The sequence below is a fragment of the Paenibacillus silagei genome (assembly GCF_017874735.1).
GTDB classification, from domain to species: domain Bacteria; phylum Bacillota; class Bacilli; order Paenibacillales; family Paenibacillaceae; genus Paenibacillus_AQ; species Paenibacillus_AQ silagei.
Window position 1 is genome coordinate 95,712 of the sequence record NZ_JAGGLV010000008.1, and the last position, 15,185, is coordinate 110,896.

15 protein-coding genes are annotated in these 15,185 nt (G+C 52.4%); 12 read left to right on the forward strand and 3 right to left on the reverse strand.

All coding sequences use genetic code 11. From position 1 onward, the window contains the following. The first annotated feature begins 44 nt into the window (after nucleotides 1-44). The 3 genes from J2Z70_RS13835 to J2Z70_RS13845 all read left to right on the forward strand — a co-directional run bounded on the left by J2Z70_RS13835 (nucleotide 45) and on the right by J2Z70_RS13845 (nucleotide 2,484). Nucleotides 45-542 carry an AAA family ATPase gene (locus J2Z70_RS13835; protein ID WP_209873797.1) on the forward strand — a complete coding sequence of 166 codons (498 nt, stop codon included), beginning with the start codon at nucleotides 45-47 and terminating at the stop codon, nucleotides 540-542. 252 nt (nucleotides 543-794) lie between these two features. Beyond that, nucleotides 795-2,015 carry an aminotransferase class I/II-fold pyridoxal phosphate-dependent enzyme gene (locus tag J2Z70_RS13840; RefSeq protein ID WP_245368218.1) on the forward strand — a complete coding sequence of 407 codons (1,221 nt, stop codon included), beginning with the start codon at nucleotides 795-797 and terminating at the stop codon, nucleotides 2,013-2,015. A gap of 112 nt (nucleotides 2,016-2,127) precedes the next feature. Next, nucleotides 2,128-2,484: a hypothetical protein gene (locus tag J2Z70_RS13845; RefSeq protein ID WP_209873806.1), complete on the forward strand. Its 357-nt coding sequence runs from the start codon at nucleotides 2,128-2,130 to the stop codon at nucleotides 2,482-2,484. 82 nt (nucleotides 2,485-2,566) lie between these two features. Here J2Z70_RS13845 and J2Z70_RS13850 read toward each other — a convergent pair whose 3' ends face one another. After that, nucleotides 2,567-3,517: an alpha/beta hydrolase gene (locus J2Z70_RS13850; RefSeq protein WP_209873808.1), complete on the reverse strand. Its 951-nt coding sequence runs from the start codon at nucleotides 3,515-3,517 to the stop codon at nucleotides 2,567-2,569. A 136-nt stretch (nucleotides 3,518-3,653) separates the two neighbouring features. Here J2Z70_RS13850 and J2Z70_RS13855 point away from each other — a divergent pair, with 136 nt between their 5' ends. Both J2Z70_RS13855 and J2Z70_RS13860 read left to right on the forward strand, forming a co-directional pair. Beyond that, entirely contained in the window at nucleotides 3,654-4,190 is a 537-nt protein-coding gene (locus J2Z70_RS13855; RefSeq protein WP_209873810.1) for an RNA polymerase sigma factor, read from the forward strand. Further along, nucleotides 4,187-5,563, forward strand: coding sequence for a DUF4179 domain-containing protein (locus J2Z70_RS13860; RefSeq protein WP_209873812.1), 1,377 nt, complete (start codon nucleotides 4,187-4,189; stop codon nucleotides 5,561-5,563). The genes J2Z70_RS13855 and J2Z70_RS13860 overlap by 4 nt, the downstream gene beginning before the upstream one ends. Nucleotides 5,564-6,068: 505 nt before the next feature. Here the strand turns inward: J2Z70_RS13860 and J2Z70_RS13865 are convergent. Beyond that, entirely contained in the window at nucleotides 6,069-7,343 is a 1,275-nt protein-coding gene (locus tag J2Z70_RS13865; RefSeq protein WP_209873815.1) for an APC family permease, read from the reverse strand. Nucleotides 7,344-7,463: 120 nt separating this feature from the next. Here J2Z70_RS13865 and J2Z70_RS13870 point away from each other — a divergent pair, with 120 nt between their 5' ends. Both J2Z70_RS13870 and J2Z70_RS13875 read left to right on the forward strand, forming a co-directional pair. Further along, nucleotides 7,464-8,375 (forward strand): LysR family transcriptional regulator, encoded by a 912-nt coding sequence (locus J2Z70_RS13870; RefSeq protein ID WP_036726540.1) that lies wholly within the window; start codon nucleotides 7,464-7,466, stop codon nucleotides 8,373-8,375. Between the two features lie 35 nt (nucleotides 8,376-8,410). Beyond that, nucleotides 8,411-9,340: a tyrosine-type recombinase/integrase gene (locus J2Z70_RS13875; protein WP_209873818.1), complete on the forward strand. Its 930-nt coding sequence runs from the start codon at nucleotides 8,411-8,413 to the stop codon at nucleotides 9,338-9,340. 267 nt (nucleotides 9,341-9,607) lie between these two features. On the opposite strand, the gene J2Z70_RS13880 is transcribed toward J2Z70_RS13875, so the two are convergent. Further along, on the reverse strand, nucleotides 9,608-10,531 hold the full coding sequence (locus tag J2Z70_RS13880; protein WP_036726543.1) for an L-lactate dehydrogenase: 924 nt from the start codon (nucleotides 10,529-10,531) through the stop codon (nucleotides 9,608-9,610). 199 nt (nucleotides 10,532-10,730) lie between these two features. On the opposite strand from J2Z70_RS13880, the gene bcaP reads away from it, so the two are divergent. The 5 genes from bcaP to J2Z70_RS13905 all read left to right on the forward strand — a co-directional run bounded on the left by bcaP (nucleotide 10,731) and on the right by J2Z70_RS13905 (nucleotide 15,087). Next, complete coding sequence (gene bcaP / locus J2Z70_RS13885) at nucleotides 10,731-12,116, forward strand: branched-chain amino acid transporter BcaP (protein ID WP_036726545.1); 1,386 nt, start codon at nucleotides 10,731-10,733, stop codon at nucleotides 12,114-12,116. Between the two features lie 85 nt (nucleotides 12,117-12,201). Then, nucleotides 12,202-13,449 carry a WD40/YVTN/BNR-like repeat-containing protein gene (locus J2Z70_RS13890; RefSeq protein WP_036726547.1) on the forward strand — a complete coding sequence of 416 codons (1,248 nt, stop codon included), beginning with the start codon at nucleotides 12,202-12,204 and terminating at the stop codon, nucleotides 13,447-13,449. A gap of 227 nt (nucleotides 13,450-13,676) precedes the next feature. Beyond that, nucleotides 13,677-13,853 carry a hypothetical protein gene (locus J2Z70_RS13895; protein WP_179090460.1) on the forward strand — a complete coding sequence of 59 codons (177 nt, stop codon included), beginning with the start codon at nucleotides 13,677-13,679 and terminating at the stop codon, nucleotides 13,851-13,853. A 174-nt stretch (nucleotides 13,854-14,027) separates the two neighbouring features. Next, a complete protein-coding gene (locus J2Z70_RS13900) occupies nucleotides 14,028-14,426 on the forward strand; it encodes a DUF2500 domain-containing protein (protein ID WP_076079279.1) in 399 nt (132 codons plus the stop codon). A 238-nt stretch (nucleotides 14,427-14,664) separates the two neighbouring features. Then, nucleotides 14,665-15,087 carry a cell wall hydrolase gene (locus J2Z70_RS13905; RefSeq protein WP_036726550.1) on the forward strand — a complete coding sequence of 141 codons (423 nt, stop codon included), beginning with the start codon at nucleotides 14,665-14,667 and terminating at the stop codon, nucleotides 15,085-15,087. Nucleotides 15,088-15,185 lie beyond the last annotated feature (98 nt).

The following is a 15,185-nucleotide window of genomic DNA, read 5'->3' on the forward strand; positions in this document are numbered from 1 at the left end:
GGGCATTTTTGCTATTTAGGAGCTGCTGGTCAAAGGAGGGCATTATGAAAAAGCTTGTAATCGTAAACGGAACCATGGGAGTCGGAAAAAGTACGATTGTCAGTAAGCTGTATAAAGAATTAGAACATTCCGTATGGCTTGATGGAGATTGGTGCTGGTTAATGAACCCCTGGGAGGTTACCGAAGAGAACAAAACGATGGTAATGAATAACATCCATTATATGCTCAATCAGTACCTTGAGAATTCCATGTTCAAGTATGTCTTCTTCTCTTGGGTGATTCATAAGGAAAGCATATTCGATGAAATTCTTGCAGGCTTAAAAGGAAATGAATATGAGCTAATAAAAGTTACGTTAATGTGCTCTGAGGAAGAATTGATAAAGCGTATGCGTCAGGATGAGAGGAGCGAGAGTGAAATTGAAAATAGCATTAACAGGTTAGAGAATTACAAAGAAATGAATACACAAAAGCTGAATACGAACGGCAAGGAGATTGATGTCATCATAAAAGAGTTCCTACATATGATTGCCGGCGGGAATTAAAAAAGATAGCGATGAAGGCGCATAATAACATCGAAAAAACAGCGTATAACATAAATTATACGCTGTTTCAGTTCAGATCCAATTTTATATCACTTCTCGCACTAGTTGTCACCTTAAATAGAGTGATTTTGGTAGAAAAATATAGAATTAATAAAAAAAATAACCATTCAGGAAGTCCGCCTGTTCTTTCTCCTCTTCAGACACTGGAGCCCGTGATATACTATTGAAAAAACATACGCTGGAGGGAGTCCATTGATTCATAGCAGCAAGCAGCATAAATGGAGATCAGACAAGCTGGCTCATCTGGGATCATCGATCTTCGCGGAGGTGGCTGCCTGGAAGTCCGAAGCCCGGCAATCGGGACTTAACATCATCGATCTTGGAATTGGCAGTCCGGACCGGGCTCCTCTTCCTGAGATTCGTCAGACGTTAAGTGATGCGGTGCTTCGGGAGAATAGCTATGCCTATCCGTCGTCCAAGGGAAGTGCGGCGTTCCGCAATCAGGCGGCGAGATGGATGCAGTGGCGTTTCGGCGCGGAGGTAGATCCGGAGGAGGAAATCGTGTCCCTGATGGGCTCGCAGGATGGGCTGGCGCATCTGGCCCTGGCCATCTGCAATCCCGGCGATCTGGCGATTGTACCTGACCCTGGTTATCCCATCTATTCAGGGGCGCTCGCAATAGCGGGTGTTAGAGCTTGGCCGTTGCCGCTATTGGAGGAGAATGCGTTCCGGCCTGATCTGGAGAGCATTCCCGATGAGGTATGGCGCGAAGCATCTTTTATCCTGCTTAGTTTTCCCGGCAACCCGATTTCGGTTACAGTCGATCTGGCTTACATGGAACGGCTCGTGGAGCTTGCCCGTAAGTGGGAGGTGCTGGTCGTGCATGATCTGGCGTATTCAGAGATGGGCTTCGATGGTTACCGGCCGTTCAGCATCCTCCAGGTACCGGGAGCGCGGGACACCGCCGTTGAATTTCATTCCTTCTCCAAAAGCTTCAACATGGCCGGATGCCGCATCGGCTTCATGACGGGTAATGCGCAGGCCGTCGGGGCGCTGCGGGAGCTGAAAAGCAATGTGGATTACGGCGTCTTCGAGCCGATTCAGGAAGCGGCGGTTGTCGCGCTGGAGCAGGCGATGGTCTCCGGGCCGGACCAAGGAGTGGCTGCGCTGTATGAGCGGCGGCGGAATCTTGTGGTAGAGGCGCTGCATCTTGAAGGGTGGGCGGTCCCCTCGCCGGAAGCTACTATGTTTATTTGGGCAAGGCTGCCGGATGCCTATGGGAGTAGGGGTGAAGCCGGAAGTTCGCGCCGCTTCGCGCATGACCTGCTGCTGAGAACCGGAGTAGCGGTCATTCCGGGAGATGCTTTTGGCAGCCAGGGGGAAGGGTATGTGCGAATTGCACTGGTAGAGGAGGAAGAACGTCTGCTGGAAGCCGCCAGGAGGATCGGGGAGTTTCTGCGTTCGGGCAGGTGAGGTTGAGAAGTGCTGTTGATTAACATAATCAATGTTATGTTAACCTATATAATTCGCTGATCTGAATTCGGGGTAATAAGGATCAACTACAGATTTTCAGGAGGTTGACCTTATGGGATTTAACATTGGAGGATTAGGCGATAAAATACAAGGAGTAGTCGGTTCCCTCAAAGAAGGCCGGGTAGGAGAGCTGCTTCAGAAATTGCCGCTGGACAAGCTGCCAGTGGAGCAACTGCTGCAGAAACTGCCGCTGGATCAACTCCTATCGAGTTCTTTTCTGCAAAAGTTCACTCCCTTCGAGTCCGTGAAGGATCTGCTGCAAAAAGGAGGATTCTCTGCCGGCTCGGCAGGGGAGATAAAGTCGCTCCCGCAGGATCAGCTCGATGAGCATGTATCGAAGACCACTTCCTTCGGTTCACTGAAGGATATGCTGATCAAAGCAGCGGAGTTCTATTCCCAGCGGAAATAGACGATACCGGCAAGCAAATATACACGAAAAGAAGCCCGCAGCGGAGTGATGTTCCGTTACGGGCTTTCATATGCCGCGGGAGTTAGTGCTTCAACCAAGCTGTTGCCAGCAGCAAAGCTCCTTGATTAGCCTTAGTGTCTGCCAGCGCGTTCAGCATCACGAAATCGTGGATAATGCCCTGGAAGCGCACAGCCGTAACGGGAACGCCTGCTTCGCGAAGCTTATTCGCATAAGCCTCCCCTTCATCACGAAGCACATCGGCTTCACCTGTGATAATCAAGGCTTCCGGCAGACCGCTCAGCTGGTCCAGACTAGCCCGCAGCGGAGAAGCTGTAATCTGTGCCCGCTTCTCAGAATCGGTGGTATATTGATCCCAGAACCATTTCATGCCTTCGCGCTGGAGGAAATAACCTTCCGCGAACTGATGATACGATTCGGTATCGAAGGAAGCATCTGTAACCGGATAGAAAAGCAATTGCTTAGAGATGGCCGGACCGCTGCGTTCTTTGGCCATCAGGGTGATGGCAGCAGTCATATTGCCGCCGACACTGTCTCCAGCGACACTCAGCCTGGATGCATCCAGCCCGTACGTGGAGCCTTCACTAGCTATCCATTCCAGGACTGCATAGATTTCTTCAATGGCCGTAGGATATTTGGCTTCCGGGGACAGGCTGTATTCCGGGAATACCACGGCAGCGCCCGTACCCACTGTCAGCTCGCGGATGAGCCGGTCATGCGTGTGGCTATTGCCGAATACCCAGCCTGCTCCATGAATGTAGAGAATGACCGGCAGGGAAGTGCCGGAGGTTCCTACCGGACGGACAATGCGGACCTTCACTTCACCGCCGGGGCCGCCGGTTACGGTCAGATCCTGAAGATCTGCCTCGGGTTTTTCGATATCGCCAGCCTGAACGGTGTTGACCGTTTCGCGGCCTTTTTCCGGACCCAGATCGGGCAGGAAGGGAGGCTTGGCATTATCATCGGCAAATTTCTGAGCTGCTGGTTCAAGAATCACTCTTTTATGATCAGACATAGGTTACAGTCTCCTTCTTCTAGCAGATTAGGTCAAGCTCTTCTCATCCATAACCGCCTGACAACTTTCTGAAACGTAAAGCGAACGGATCGCCCGGGTCAAAGCGTATATCAAGTAGAGAAAGGGGGAAGCGAGCGTGAAGGATTATCCCATCACAGAACAACAGGCCAAGGACATGTTTGAAGCACACTCCGCTTATATTTATGGCATAGCCCTTATGATGACCAAGCAGCGGGTGCTGGCCGATGATATTACCCAGGAGACTTTTTTGCGTGCTTTTGCAAAATATCATTTGTACGATCCCTCCAGACCGCTTCGGCCTTGGCTCTACCGGATTGCTGTCAATACATCCCGTAATCTGTTACGCAGGAAGACCTGGATACAACTACTGGCGGGCGTTCCTATAGAGGGAAAAGAGCACTCCGCCGAGAGCTTCGCTCTGCATAGTGAGAATCAGCTGGAATTATGGCAGGCGGTCAGCCATCTGTCCGCGAAGCTGCGCGAAGTGATCTCCCTGCACTATTATGCCGGATTATCGCTTCCCGAAACCGCAGAGGTATTAAGTATTCCGCTGGGAACCTGCAAATCCAGGCTTCATGCGGCACTGCGCAAGCTGAGAGAATGCGGCGAACTTGACCCCGGTGTGCTGATGATGAAGGAGGGGCTTAAATGACGACAGCGAAGGACAGGCTGGATGTTGAATCCGAAGCAGTAACCGCACAATTACAAAAGGAAGCTGAACACATGATACACATTATGCCTTCTTCCGTTCATTTTGATGAATTGTGGCAGCTACATACTGGAGGAGTAGGGAAAGCCCCAAGAGACAGACACCGGTTATCATCATACAAGAAGTGGATCATCAGCGTCACAGCTGCGCTGGCGGTTACAGCCGGATCAATTATTGGGATCGGATTCATCTCACCCCCGGTTGCTGAAGCGCTGCGTGTCATTCCGTTCTTTGATTATTTGTATGCTAAAGGTGGGGATCGAGAGGGATTGAAGCCCATTGAAGAGAAGCATCTCAGTAATCCGGCAGGTGCACTGATTACCGATAAAGGCATTACCTTCAATCTGGTAGAGGAATACTATGATGGTATTTCATTGGTGATTAATTATGAGGTGACCTACCCATCATCCTCAGCGCCTATTACCGGCAAGGAAGCGGCCGTCTTCTATAAGCTTAATTTCGAAGGGCATGATCCGCAAAGAATCTCGACCCATGATTTCACGATTACAGGAGATCATACCTTCGTAGGTACAACCCGTCTAAGCTTTGGGGACAAGGATCTGCCGGACCAGCTTAGACTGAATATGAGTATCGACTGCATAGGGACGACGAGGGGCAACTGGGATGTATCTGTCCTGCTGGATAGAGGGAAGAGTGCCGCACTAAGCACAACGGTCTATCCCAAGAATTTGGATTTCAGGTATGATAACTCACTATATACTGTAGACAAGCTAACATTGGGGCCTTTAACTTCGCAAGTTATTCTGATGAAAAGTTATCCTCATGATTGGCTTAATGTAATGCTTGAAGATGATATTGGAACCTTGTATACGAATAAAGGAGGAGATGGAGCTACTGATGAGTATTATTATTTCAACTTCTCACCGCTTACAGCGTTTAATCCCAAACCGGAATATATGACACTGATCGTCTATGAGACACTAGAAAATGCGCAGATTAAATCACATGAAGATCGTCAACGCTTAAGTGGTTCGCTCCCGCTAACTCTAAAGGGGAATGAGGGAGGAACGGTTACGGTTACGGCAGTTGATTTTGAGGAAAAGCAGACGGTTGTATTTTACGAGGTCAGTCAGGTGATGAGCCAGTTAACTGAGCTAACCTTACTGCAAGGACAAGGTGAGCCGATCACACAAACAGGACAGCGGGTTCGGATTAGCCGGGACAAACTGGCATTTAAACTGATTTTTCCGCCCGTGCAGCCTTCAGATCAGCTTGAGATTAGGGCCCGGTACTTCTCCTATCCAGAGGATATACAGCAATTCCGTCTGCGGATTCCGGTTCAGTGGACCAAATAGTTGCTTAACTACAACGCTTATAAAAGAAAGGCCGCGCCTGTCCTGTTATGGATGGCGTGGCCTGTTTGCGGTTGGGAGGAGTGACTTTGAATGATTCGTATGGTCATTTTGGTGCTTCATAAGTCTTGAAAAGGTAAAATATCTGTTCTGCTCGATAGCCTGGACCCAATGTATGCTAAAAACCGAATACAATGTACAGGCATGCAGGTACAAGGGCTGGATGCGCAGCCACAGGTGACCTTCTTTAAGGCACTTAAGAAATTAACGAAAAGAAAAGCAAAAAGAAGCGGAGGGGAAATTTGGAACTGGAGGAGCGATAGCGTCCGCCTTTGTATTTGGATTTCTACCGCGAAGAGCGGTTATAATCAGGAAATCCAAATACAACAGCGGCCGGAGGGCCAAATGTTCACCGCAGCGACGACCAAGCTTCGAGTCCAACTCTTAAGTATGTAGCCTCAATAGCACCTTCGAGTCCAACTCCAGGTGTGTAACAGTAAATCCCCCCTCACCGCTCACCCACACGCCTAGCCCCGGATCTCCAATAGTCCACCCCGGCAAACGCCGCCGTAATCAGCAGCGGGTAGAGAATCGCCCAGCCTGTGAACGGGAACACGGCAAGTGTGGCGGCGAAGGAAATGACGCTGATCGTTACGCCTGCACGGCTGCCGCGCAGAAGGCGGATTCCGGCGGCACAACCCCCAATATAGGTAAGAATGAAGGTAGCGTTGGGGAAGGTGATCAGTGTGGTTATCGAGAGCGCCCCGCTGCCGTAGAGCGATAATATCAAGGTGAAGCAGAGCGCCAGGAAGCCGATGGCCCCCGCAGGCGTCTGATAACGATTGGATAAAAGGCCCATCCAGCCCGGAGCATAACCTTGCCGGGACAAGGCATACGCCACGCGTGAAGCCGCGCCTGCATAGGCAATGATCGTCGCCGTGCAGATGAACAGCCCGGTGAGTCCGGCGATGAAGCCTCCCCATGCCCCCAGCGGCTGGCTGATGATCCATAGCAGGGAGCTATCTGCCCCGCCGTGCAGATAGCTCTGCGTACCTACGGTAGCAAGTGCCGAGAGGAAATACAGGACACCGACAATGATGGCCGCGATGGTCACACCCTTAACCGCAGCCCGCTCAGGTTCCTTGAACTCTTCCGACAGATGCGAGACTGCTTCCCAGCCGATGAAGCACCAGAAGAGGATCGCCGCCGCCTGCCCGACACTCATCCAGCCATGCGGCGCAAACGGAGTGAAGTGAGCACGCTCCATCCTTGGAAGCGCAGCGGCAAAAGAGAAGACCAGTACGGCAACAATAGCGATCACCACAGCAATTTGCACTTTACCGGCGACCTGCATGCCGATCCAGTTCGTAAGGAGTCCAATGACCAGCATCCCGGCGGCAAGGGCGATTCGGGCCGGATCGCCCCAGCCCATCGCTGCGGTCATGTATCCTGCACCGGTCAATGCGGCGACTGGCGCGCCGATCGGAACGGACAGCAGGAAGAACCAGCCGACAAGGGCCCCGGCCTTCGGCCCGAAGGCTAGAGTCACGAAGTGGGAGACGCCCCCGGCGTTAGGGAACTTGGCAGAGAGCAGGCCCATGGATAAGGCAAGCGGAAGAATGAGCAGGGTCATGAAGCCCCAGGCCAGCAGCGAAGCCGGGCCAGCCATCTCGGCTGCCAGTCCGGGGACAATTAATACCCCCGAACCGAGGACAGCCCCGATGTATAAGGCAACGGCCTGAGGCATGCCGATGGTACGTTGTAACGAGGTGTGTTTCTTCATATGTATAATCCCGCTTTCCTTGTATTTAGTTATAGAGTATCAGATAATAGATCCATTGGAAAAACGGAATTATCAAATAACATCCATTCAAAAAACCGATGGATCAAAGGAAGGTTCGCTATGGAATCGAAGCATCTGTTCACCTTTCTCGTTGTGGTAGAGACCGGCAGCTTCACCCGCGCTGCACAGAAGCTGGATTATGCCCAGTCCAGCATTACGGCACAGATTCAGGCTCTGGAAGCAGAGCTGGGGCAACCCCTGTTCGACCGGATCAGCAAAAAGATTATGCTTACCGATGCAGGCCGCCGCCTGCTGCCATATGCCCAGGAAATCTCCAAGATGCACACGATGGCTGAGAATGCCCTCCGGTCTGAGACCGAAATCGCCGGTTCGCTGCGGATCGGCGCACCGGAATCCCTGGCGGCCTTCCGGCTTCCCGGAATTATTAAGGATTTCCGCAGCCGTTATCCGCAGGTGCAGATTACCCTGAAGCCGGGGGCCTGCTGGGAGCTGACCGAATTCATCCGCTCCGGGGAGCTGGATCTGGCCTTCCTGCTGCAGCCGGAAACAGAGTATAAGGATATATACTGTGAGACGCTGATTCATGAAGCTATGGCTCTGGTGGCTCCGCTGGATCATCCGCTGCTGGAGCTTGCTGAAGTGGAGCCGCATCAGCTGAAGAACGTAACGATTCTGCATACCGAAGCGGGCTGCACCTACCGCACCTTGTTTGAACGTCATCTGAACAGCCACGGTGTCTTTCCTGATCCGAATCTGGAGTTCTGGAGCATTGAAGCGATCAAGCAGTGCGTGATGGCCGGACTCGGCCTCTCTTTTCTGCCGCAGATTACGGTGAAGCGCGAGCTGGCGGAAGGCAAGCTGGGCCGGCTGAACTGGAATGACCAGTCGCAGCGGGTGGCCACCCAGATCGCTTACCATAACAAGAAATGGAAGTCTCCTGCGCTCAGCGAATTCCTCAGAATGGTAGAGAAACATGCTGCCGGATGGAGGGAAGCTACTGCGGAGGAATGATATAATAGTTGTACTTAAGAGGGAGGGGACAGATCATGAATGAGCTGGAACGAACATACGAAGAAGAGCTGGAGGCCTTCCTGATCTGGATGAAGGATGCCGGTTATACAGCACATACCCAGAAATCCTACCTTGCGGATGTGCGGGAATTCCTGGACCATCTGAACGGCAAGGAGCTGGGAACGGTTAAGAAGCTGCATGTGGTGTCCTATCTGACCTCGGTCCGTGAGCGGGGAGTCAGCGATGCCACCCGTAACCGCAAGCATGCCTCGGTTAACTGTCTGTTCAAGGCACTGTCCGAGCTGGAGCTGTTATCTATTAACCCGGCGGCAGGGATCAAGAAATCCAAGACCGACAAAAACCGTGAGCCGGTCTATCTGGAGGAGAAAGAGCTGGAGCGGTTCCTCTCAGCGGTGGACGGCAAGTACAGAAGCCGCAATCTGGCGGTCTTCCTGCTTATGTCCTATATGGGGCTGCGGGTAGGGGAAGTACATACGCTGAATCTGAGTGATTATAATGTAGACCGACGCACTCTGCGGGTCTTCGGCAAAGGGCGCAAATGGCGGGGCATACCGGTTCCGGAGGGTGTAGCCCCGTATCTCGATCAGGCGATTGCGGACCGGCTGGTCCCTTGGCGCAGCAAAGAAGAGGCCATGTTCATCTCGCAGAAGGGCCGCAGATTGTCGATTCGGGGAATTCAGGGCATTGCTGCGGATACCTTCAGCCGCTTCCAGAGTGAGCGGCCCTCTTCCCAGCAGCGTGCCTATTCGAGCCATAAGCTGCGGCATTCGTTCGCTACTATGCTGCTGCGCAAGGGCGCGGATCTGCGGACGGTGCAGGAGCTGCTGGGTCACTCTTCCATTCAGACAACTACAGTCTATACCCATATCACGAGCCGGGAGAAGGAAGAGGCGATGTCCCGACTGCAAATCAGCAGCGCTGATAAGCTGAGCGGCAGCCTGTAATCGAACTGTCTAGCATTATTATCACTTGAACTATGAATTTTTGTTCATATCCTAACGCATAAATTACATGCAATGTGCATTTTAATGATGACAACTTGTCTATGAATTGCTACCATGAGAAAGGGAAAAACGGAGATGAGAAATCAACCGCATCATTCGCTTTAGTCGCTTAACGCGTCTTCGCGTCTTGTGAATGCTTGGATGCTTAGATTTCAAAAAAAGGCCGCCAATCCCTGCGGATTGGCGGCCGGCTCGTTCCGGCTGGAATTATAGCTCCAGCTTGGTAATTTCACTCTTGAGCTTGTCAGCGGACTGCTGGAATAAGCTCTGTTCTTCTTCGCTGAGCGGAAGATCAAGCACCTCACGCACACCGGAGCGGTCCACAACACACGGAGCGCCGAGGAACACATCGGAGACGCCGTTGTAGTTGTTCAGTAGTGTAGATACATTCAGAACGGAGCCTTCATTATTCAGGATGGACGCTACAATGCGGTCCAGTGCAAGCGCGATGGCGTAGGAGGTCGATCCCTTGGCATCGATAATCTCGTAAGCGGCATTCTTCGTATCCTCGAAGATTTCTTTGCGTTCGGCTTCATCGAAGCCCAGATCAATCCCGGCGACATTGGCGAGACTCCAGACCGGCAGCTCGGAATCGCCATGCTCCCCGATGATCTGTCCATGGATGCTGCGCGGGTCAATCTCCTTGTGCTTCCCGATCAGGTAACGGAAGCGGGCGCTGTCCAGTACCGTTCCTGAGCCGATAACCCGTCTGCGGTCGAAGCCGCTGATCTTCAGGGTGGCGTACGCCAGGATATCGACCGGATTGGTCGCAATCAGCAGGATCGCGTGCTGGTTGTATTTCGTGATTTTCTGGATGATATCTTTGAAGATCGAGATGTTCTTGCGGAGCAGGTCGATCCGGGTTTCACCAGGCTTCTGGGAGGCTCCGGCAGTGACGATAATAATGTCGGCTTCGCGGCAATCCTCATAGGTACCGGCCCAAAGCTTCACGCCTCCTACAAAAGGCATACCATGGTTCATATCCAGCGCTTCACCAAGCGCCTTCTGGTGGTTCACATCGATCAGTACAAGCTCGGGCATGCGCTTACGCAGCAGCAGCGTATAGGCTGTAGTGGTTCCGACTGCACCGGTACCGATGACTACAACACGATTGGGCTTAAATGGGGCCATGTTAAATCTCCTCCAGCATTTTTATTTTGGTAGTATAAGGAAGGCAGAGCCATTCCACTTGCTGTCCAATCTTATCCATCATAATCGCTAGGGATAGTGTTTTCAAGCTATCCGTTTTTCATCCATTACCCGTAATAGGGTAAGCTAACAACGATTTTTCTGTTATCCACTCAACCACTTGACAGGAGCGAACTGAAGTATGGATTTATTCCGCAAAAAACCGCTGGCCATTCCCCAGAATGCCGGAGCGGAGAAACTTAGCAAGACACTGGGCGCCTTAGATTTGACGATGCTTGGGGTAGGAGCCATTATCGGCACCGGGATCTTTGTTATGACGGGGGTGGCTGCTGCGGAGCATGCCGGCCCGGGACTGGTGCTGTCCTTCATCATCGCGGGGATTGCCTGTGTGCTATCCGCCTTGTGCTATTCCGAATTTGCTTCGACCCTGCCGGTATCCGGCAGCGCCTACGCCTATAGCTATGTCGCCTTCGGCGAATTGCTGGCCTGGGTGCTCGGCTGGGATCTTGTACTGGAATACGGGGTTGCTGCCGCAGCGGTAAGCAGCGGATGGTCCGGTTATTTCCAGGGTCTGCTGGAGGGCTTCGGGATACATTTGCCCACAGCTTTGTCTGGAGCGTATAATGCGGATAAGGGAACATTCATCAATCTGCCTGCCGTCATCATTATCCTGCTGATCTCCTATCTGCTGACACGGGGGGTCAAGGAGACCGCCCGCTTCAACGCAGTGATGGTCGCAATTAAGATCTCCGTGGTGCTGCTGTTCATCATCACCGGTATTTTCTATGTGAAGCCGGAGAACTGGACGCCCTTCCTGCCGTTCGGGATTCATGGCGTGATGAACGGCGCGGCCACTGTATTTTTTGCCTATATCGGCTTTGATGCCATTTCAACCGCGGCAGAAGAAGTGAAGCGTCCGCAGCGCGATCTTCCAATCGGGATTATCTCATCCCTTGCCATCTGTACAGTCTTATATATCGCCGTATCCTTGGTCCTGACGGGCATTGTGCCTTATCAGAGCCTGAATGTCAGCGATCCGGTATCCTTTGCGCTGCGGTTCGTGGGCCAGAATATGATTGCCGGACTGATCTCCATCGGGGCGATTGCCGGAATGACAACCGTTCTGCTGGTTATGCTGTTCGGCCAGACCCGCTTGCTGTTCGCTATCTCGCGTGACGGGCTGCTGCCGAAGAGCTTGTCCAAGGTTAGCGCCAAGACGCATACCCCGGTGCGCAGCACCTGGATGGTGGGCAGTCTGATCGCTGTGCTTACCGGCTTTGTACCTCTGGACAGGCTGGCGAATCTGACGAGTATCGGCACTTTATTTGCCTTCCTGGTTGTGTCTCTCGGGGTCATTATGCTCCGCCGGACGAAGACAGATCTCCGCAGAGGCTTCCGGGTTCCTTGGGTTCCGCTGGTTCCTCTCCTTAGTGCGGCAGCCTGCGGCTATTTAATGTATAATCTCGGCAGAGAGACCTGGATTGGCTTCATCATCTGGGTTGCGTTCGGACTGGTGATTTACTCATTGTACGGCTACAAACGCAGTAATCTGAATACGAAGAAATAGTCTTTTAAATACTCATTAATGTAGAAAAGGAGAGAGAGCATTGTCAGCCAAAGCTTCATGTTCCAAGGTTCTAAGAGTGGCGTTGATGCTTCTTATGACTCTGCTGATTCTCTCAGCTTGCTCGTCCGCCCCTCCGCCGGAGGCAACCCGGCCTCCTCAGCCGACTGAAGCGCCGGAAGAAGGGCAGATGATTACAGTCATTACCCCGGATAACAAGAATGTCGAACCCGAAAATGCAAAGAAATACCAGATTCAGACGCGGCTGACCGATTTCCGGCTGCTCAACCCCTCTGCAGGACTAGCCTGGGGGGTAACGCGCAATGAGCTTCGAATGTACATGACGCTGAATAACGGCAAGACCTGGGCGAATATCTCTCCAGCTACGAATGTACAATTTCTAAGCAATCCGGTCTACGGCAAAGAGATTTTCTTCACCGACCCCGAGCATGGCTGGATCATCCGCAGCTCGTTCGGCTCCACCGAGACCGTGGTGCTGCGTACCACAGACGGTGGACACAGCTGGCAGATCTCAGCGTTCCCCGATTCCAACAAGCTGTCCTCCATCTATTTCAGCTCCAGCCGCAGCGGCTGGCTGATGACCAAGTGGGATGCAAGTGCGACCAAAGAGAGCAAAGCCTTGTATGCTACTAAGGATGGCGGAGCCACCTGGAATCTGGTGATGCAGAATGAGCAGTATAATCCGAATCTGCCGACTAGTTCCATTCCGCATGCGGGGGTAACGACCGGGATGATCTTTGGGGACGAGAGCCGGGGGTTTGTTATGCTGCAGACCGGCGCTCTGCCCAAGATTTATATGACCAGGGACGGAGGAGCGACCTGGGTGTCGGGTTCGGAATTCCTGGTCAATGACAGCTTTGCCGGATGTGACCGGGTGGTTACCGGTGTTCCTGAATTCTTCGGGGAGAATGCGTCGGGGGGCTGGATGCCGGTCGGCTGTCAGAGGGAAAAGGAAGGCAGCATGACCTATAACGGCTATTTTACCGCCAATGGGGGAGAGAACTGGAAATTCACCACTTTCGGGCGGCCGGCGCTATCCGGCATGAACCGTAATGTGGCCCCCGACTTCCTGAATGCCATGACAGGCTGGTCGCTGGAAGGTAATCTGCTCTATAAGACGGTGGACCAGGGAGTGACCTGGACAGCCCTCCCGGCCAGCACGGTGCTGCAGTCCAAGCTCCTGGAGTATCCGGAGGTAGTGAAGCTGCAGTTCATTTCAAATGATGTCGGCTGGCTGCTGATCTCGAAGGAGGAGGACCGCAAGTCGATCCTGCTTCAGACCACTAACGGCGGCGAGAGCTGGCGTGTAATGTAATACTGTACAAGAGGGTGCCCGTTCTGACGGACATCCTCTTTTTTACATTAAATCCGCTTAAAGGCCTCTACAATATAAGGAAAAATCTTATTTAAAATTTTCTTTAAAAGTGTGAAAAAAATCACATGACAAACTTTGAATCCTGTGATATATTTAACACATAGAGAACAAGTTACTTTTTTCACAAACTTTCAAACAAACTTCCAACCCGAAGAGGAGAGATTACAATGACAACTTTTGAAACGGATTATATGACTAGAAACCTGATGCAATTGTGCTACAACTGCGATGACGCTCACTTGTGCCAGACTGAAGAACAATGCAAAGCCTGCTGGGCAGAGAACGGCATGATGCCGGAAGAAACGAACGAAACCAGACAACTGTTAGACCTCGTACATGCTTAATCTAACCGCCACTCGGGTATTATAGAAGGCCATTTGAGTTCCCGGCAGTACCGGAGCCTGAATGGTCTTTTTGCCGTTTCTACCGGTGCTGTCTTACAGACAAGAGGCATATATATGTAGAGAAGCCTATAGGGGCAGGTGTGCTAACTACTTGGGAATAAGGGGGAAGAGACAATGGGAACGGGGAGTGATCCATCCTGGCTGTTCGATTTTACAGGAACGGTATTGCCGGTCTTTCTCGCTCTGGTCGTGGGGATCATCGCTGTGTCTGCTGGCCGGGGATTGCTTCAGTGGAGCCGGAACAATAATGCCCCCCTGCAGTCCATTCCCGCCCGTATCGTGAGCAAGCGGACCGAAGTGCGCCAGCAGCAGTCCCAGGAGGATAGTCTCTCCAGCCGGACCAGCACCACCTACTATCTGACCTATGAAGCTGAGGATGGGGTGCGCAGGGAATTCAAGGTGGAGGGACAGGAATACGGGATGAGCGCTGAGGGGGATCAAGGCATACTGACGTATCAGGGGACACGGTATCATGGCTTTCAGCGGCGTCCTCACTACTCCACGGCGGAGTAGCTAAGATGGCAATGTATTATAGATGGTGATAGGACCCCCTGGTTCCCGCTGTGGAGCCAGGGGGTTTTTGCGTGTATCCGGCATAGAGACGGAAGAAGAGGAAGCAGGAAATTGGGCGCAGACTGTCACCTCCTGGGCGAATACACATACAATACAGCGAGCAGCAAAAGAACAACGGAGAATCACATAGTTTGCATAGCTTCACCCGTCCATGAAATGAATGTAAGGAGGAGAACGCGTGGCTGTCATCAAAACAAACTCGGAGGACGTAAGAGTGCTTGCACGGCTGATGCGGGCAGAGGCTGAAGAGGATGGAGAGTCAGGCATGCTGATGGTCGGCAATGTCGGCGTGAACCGGATTCTTGGCAATTGTCTGGATTTCAACAACATCCGCAGTGTGAACGACATGGTGTACCAGAGCCCCGGCGGCTTCGAAGCCCCGCAGAAGGGATACTTCTATCAACGGGCGCGGGAAGCCGATATCCGGCTGGCGAAACGTGCGATTGCCGGGGAGCGAACCTGGCCGGCCTCGAATGCGCTCTGGTTCTTCCGCCCTGTCGGCGACTGTCCGGCGACCTGGTACAATCAGCAGAATACCGGACGCTACAAGGCTCACTGCTTCTTCACTCCGACACAGGGAGATTGTCCGGCAGTATACTAGGCAAGACAAGGTATTTATTACACTTTAGGAGGTAATCCGTACATGATCGTTCAACCGTACCGCCCAGTTCCTTATATGATGGGCAGCAATCCAGCAGG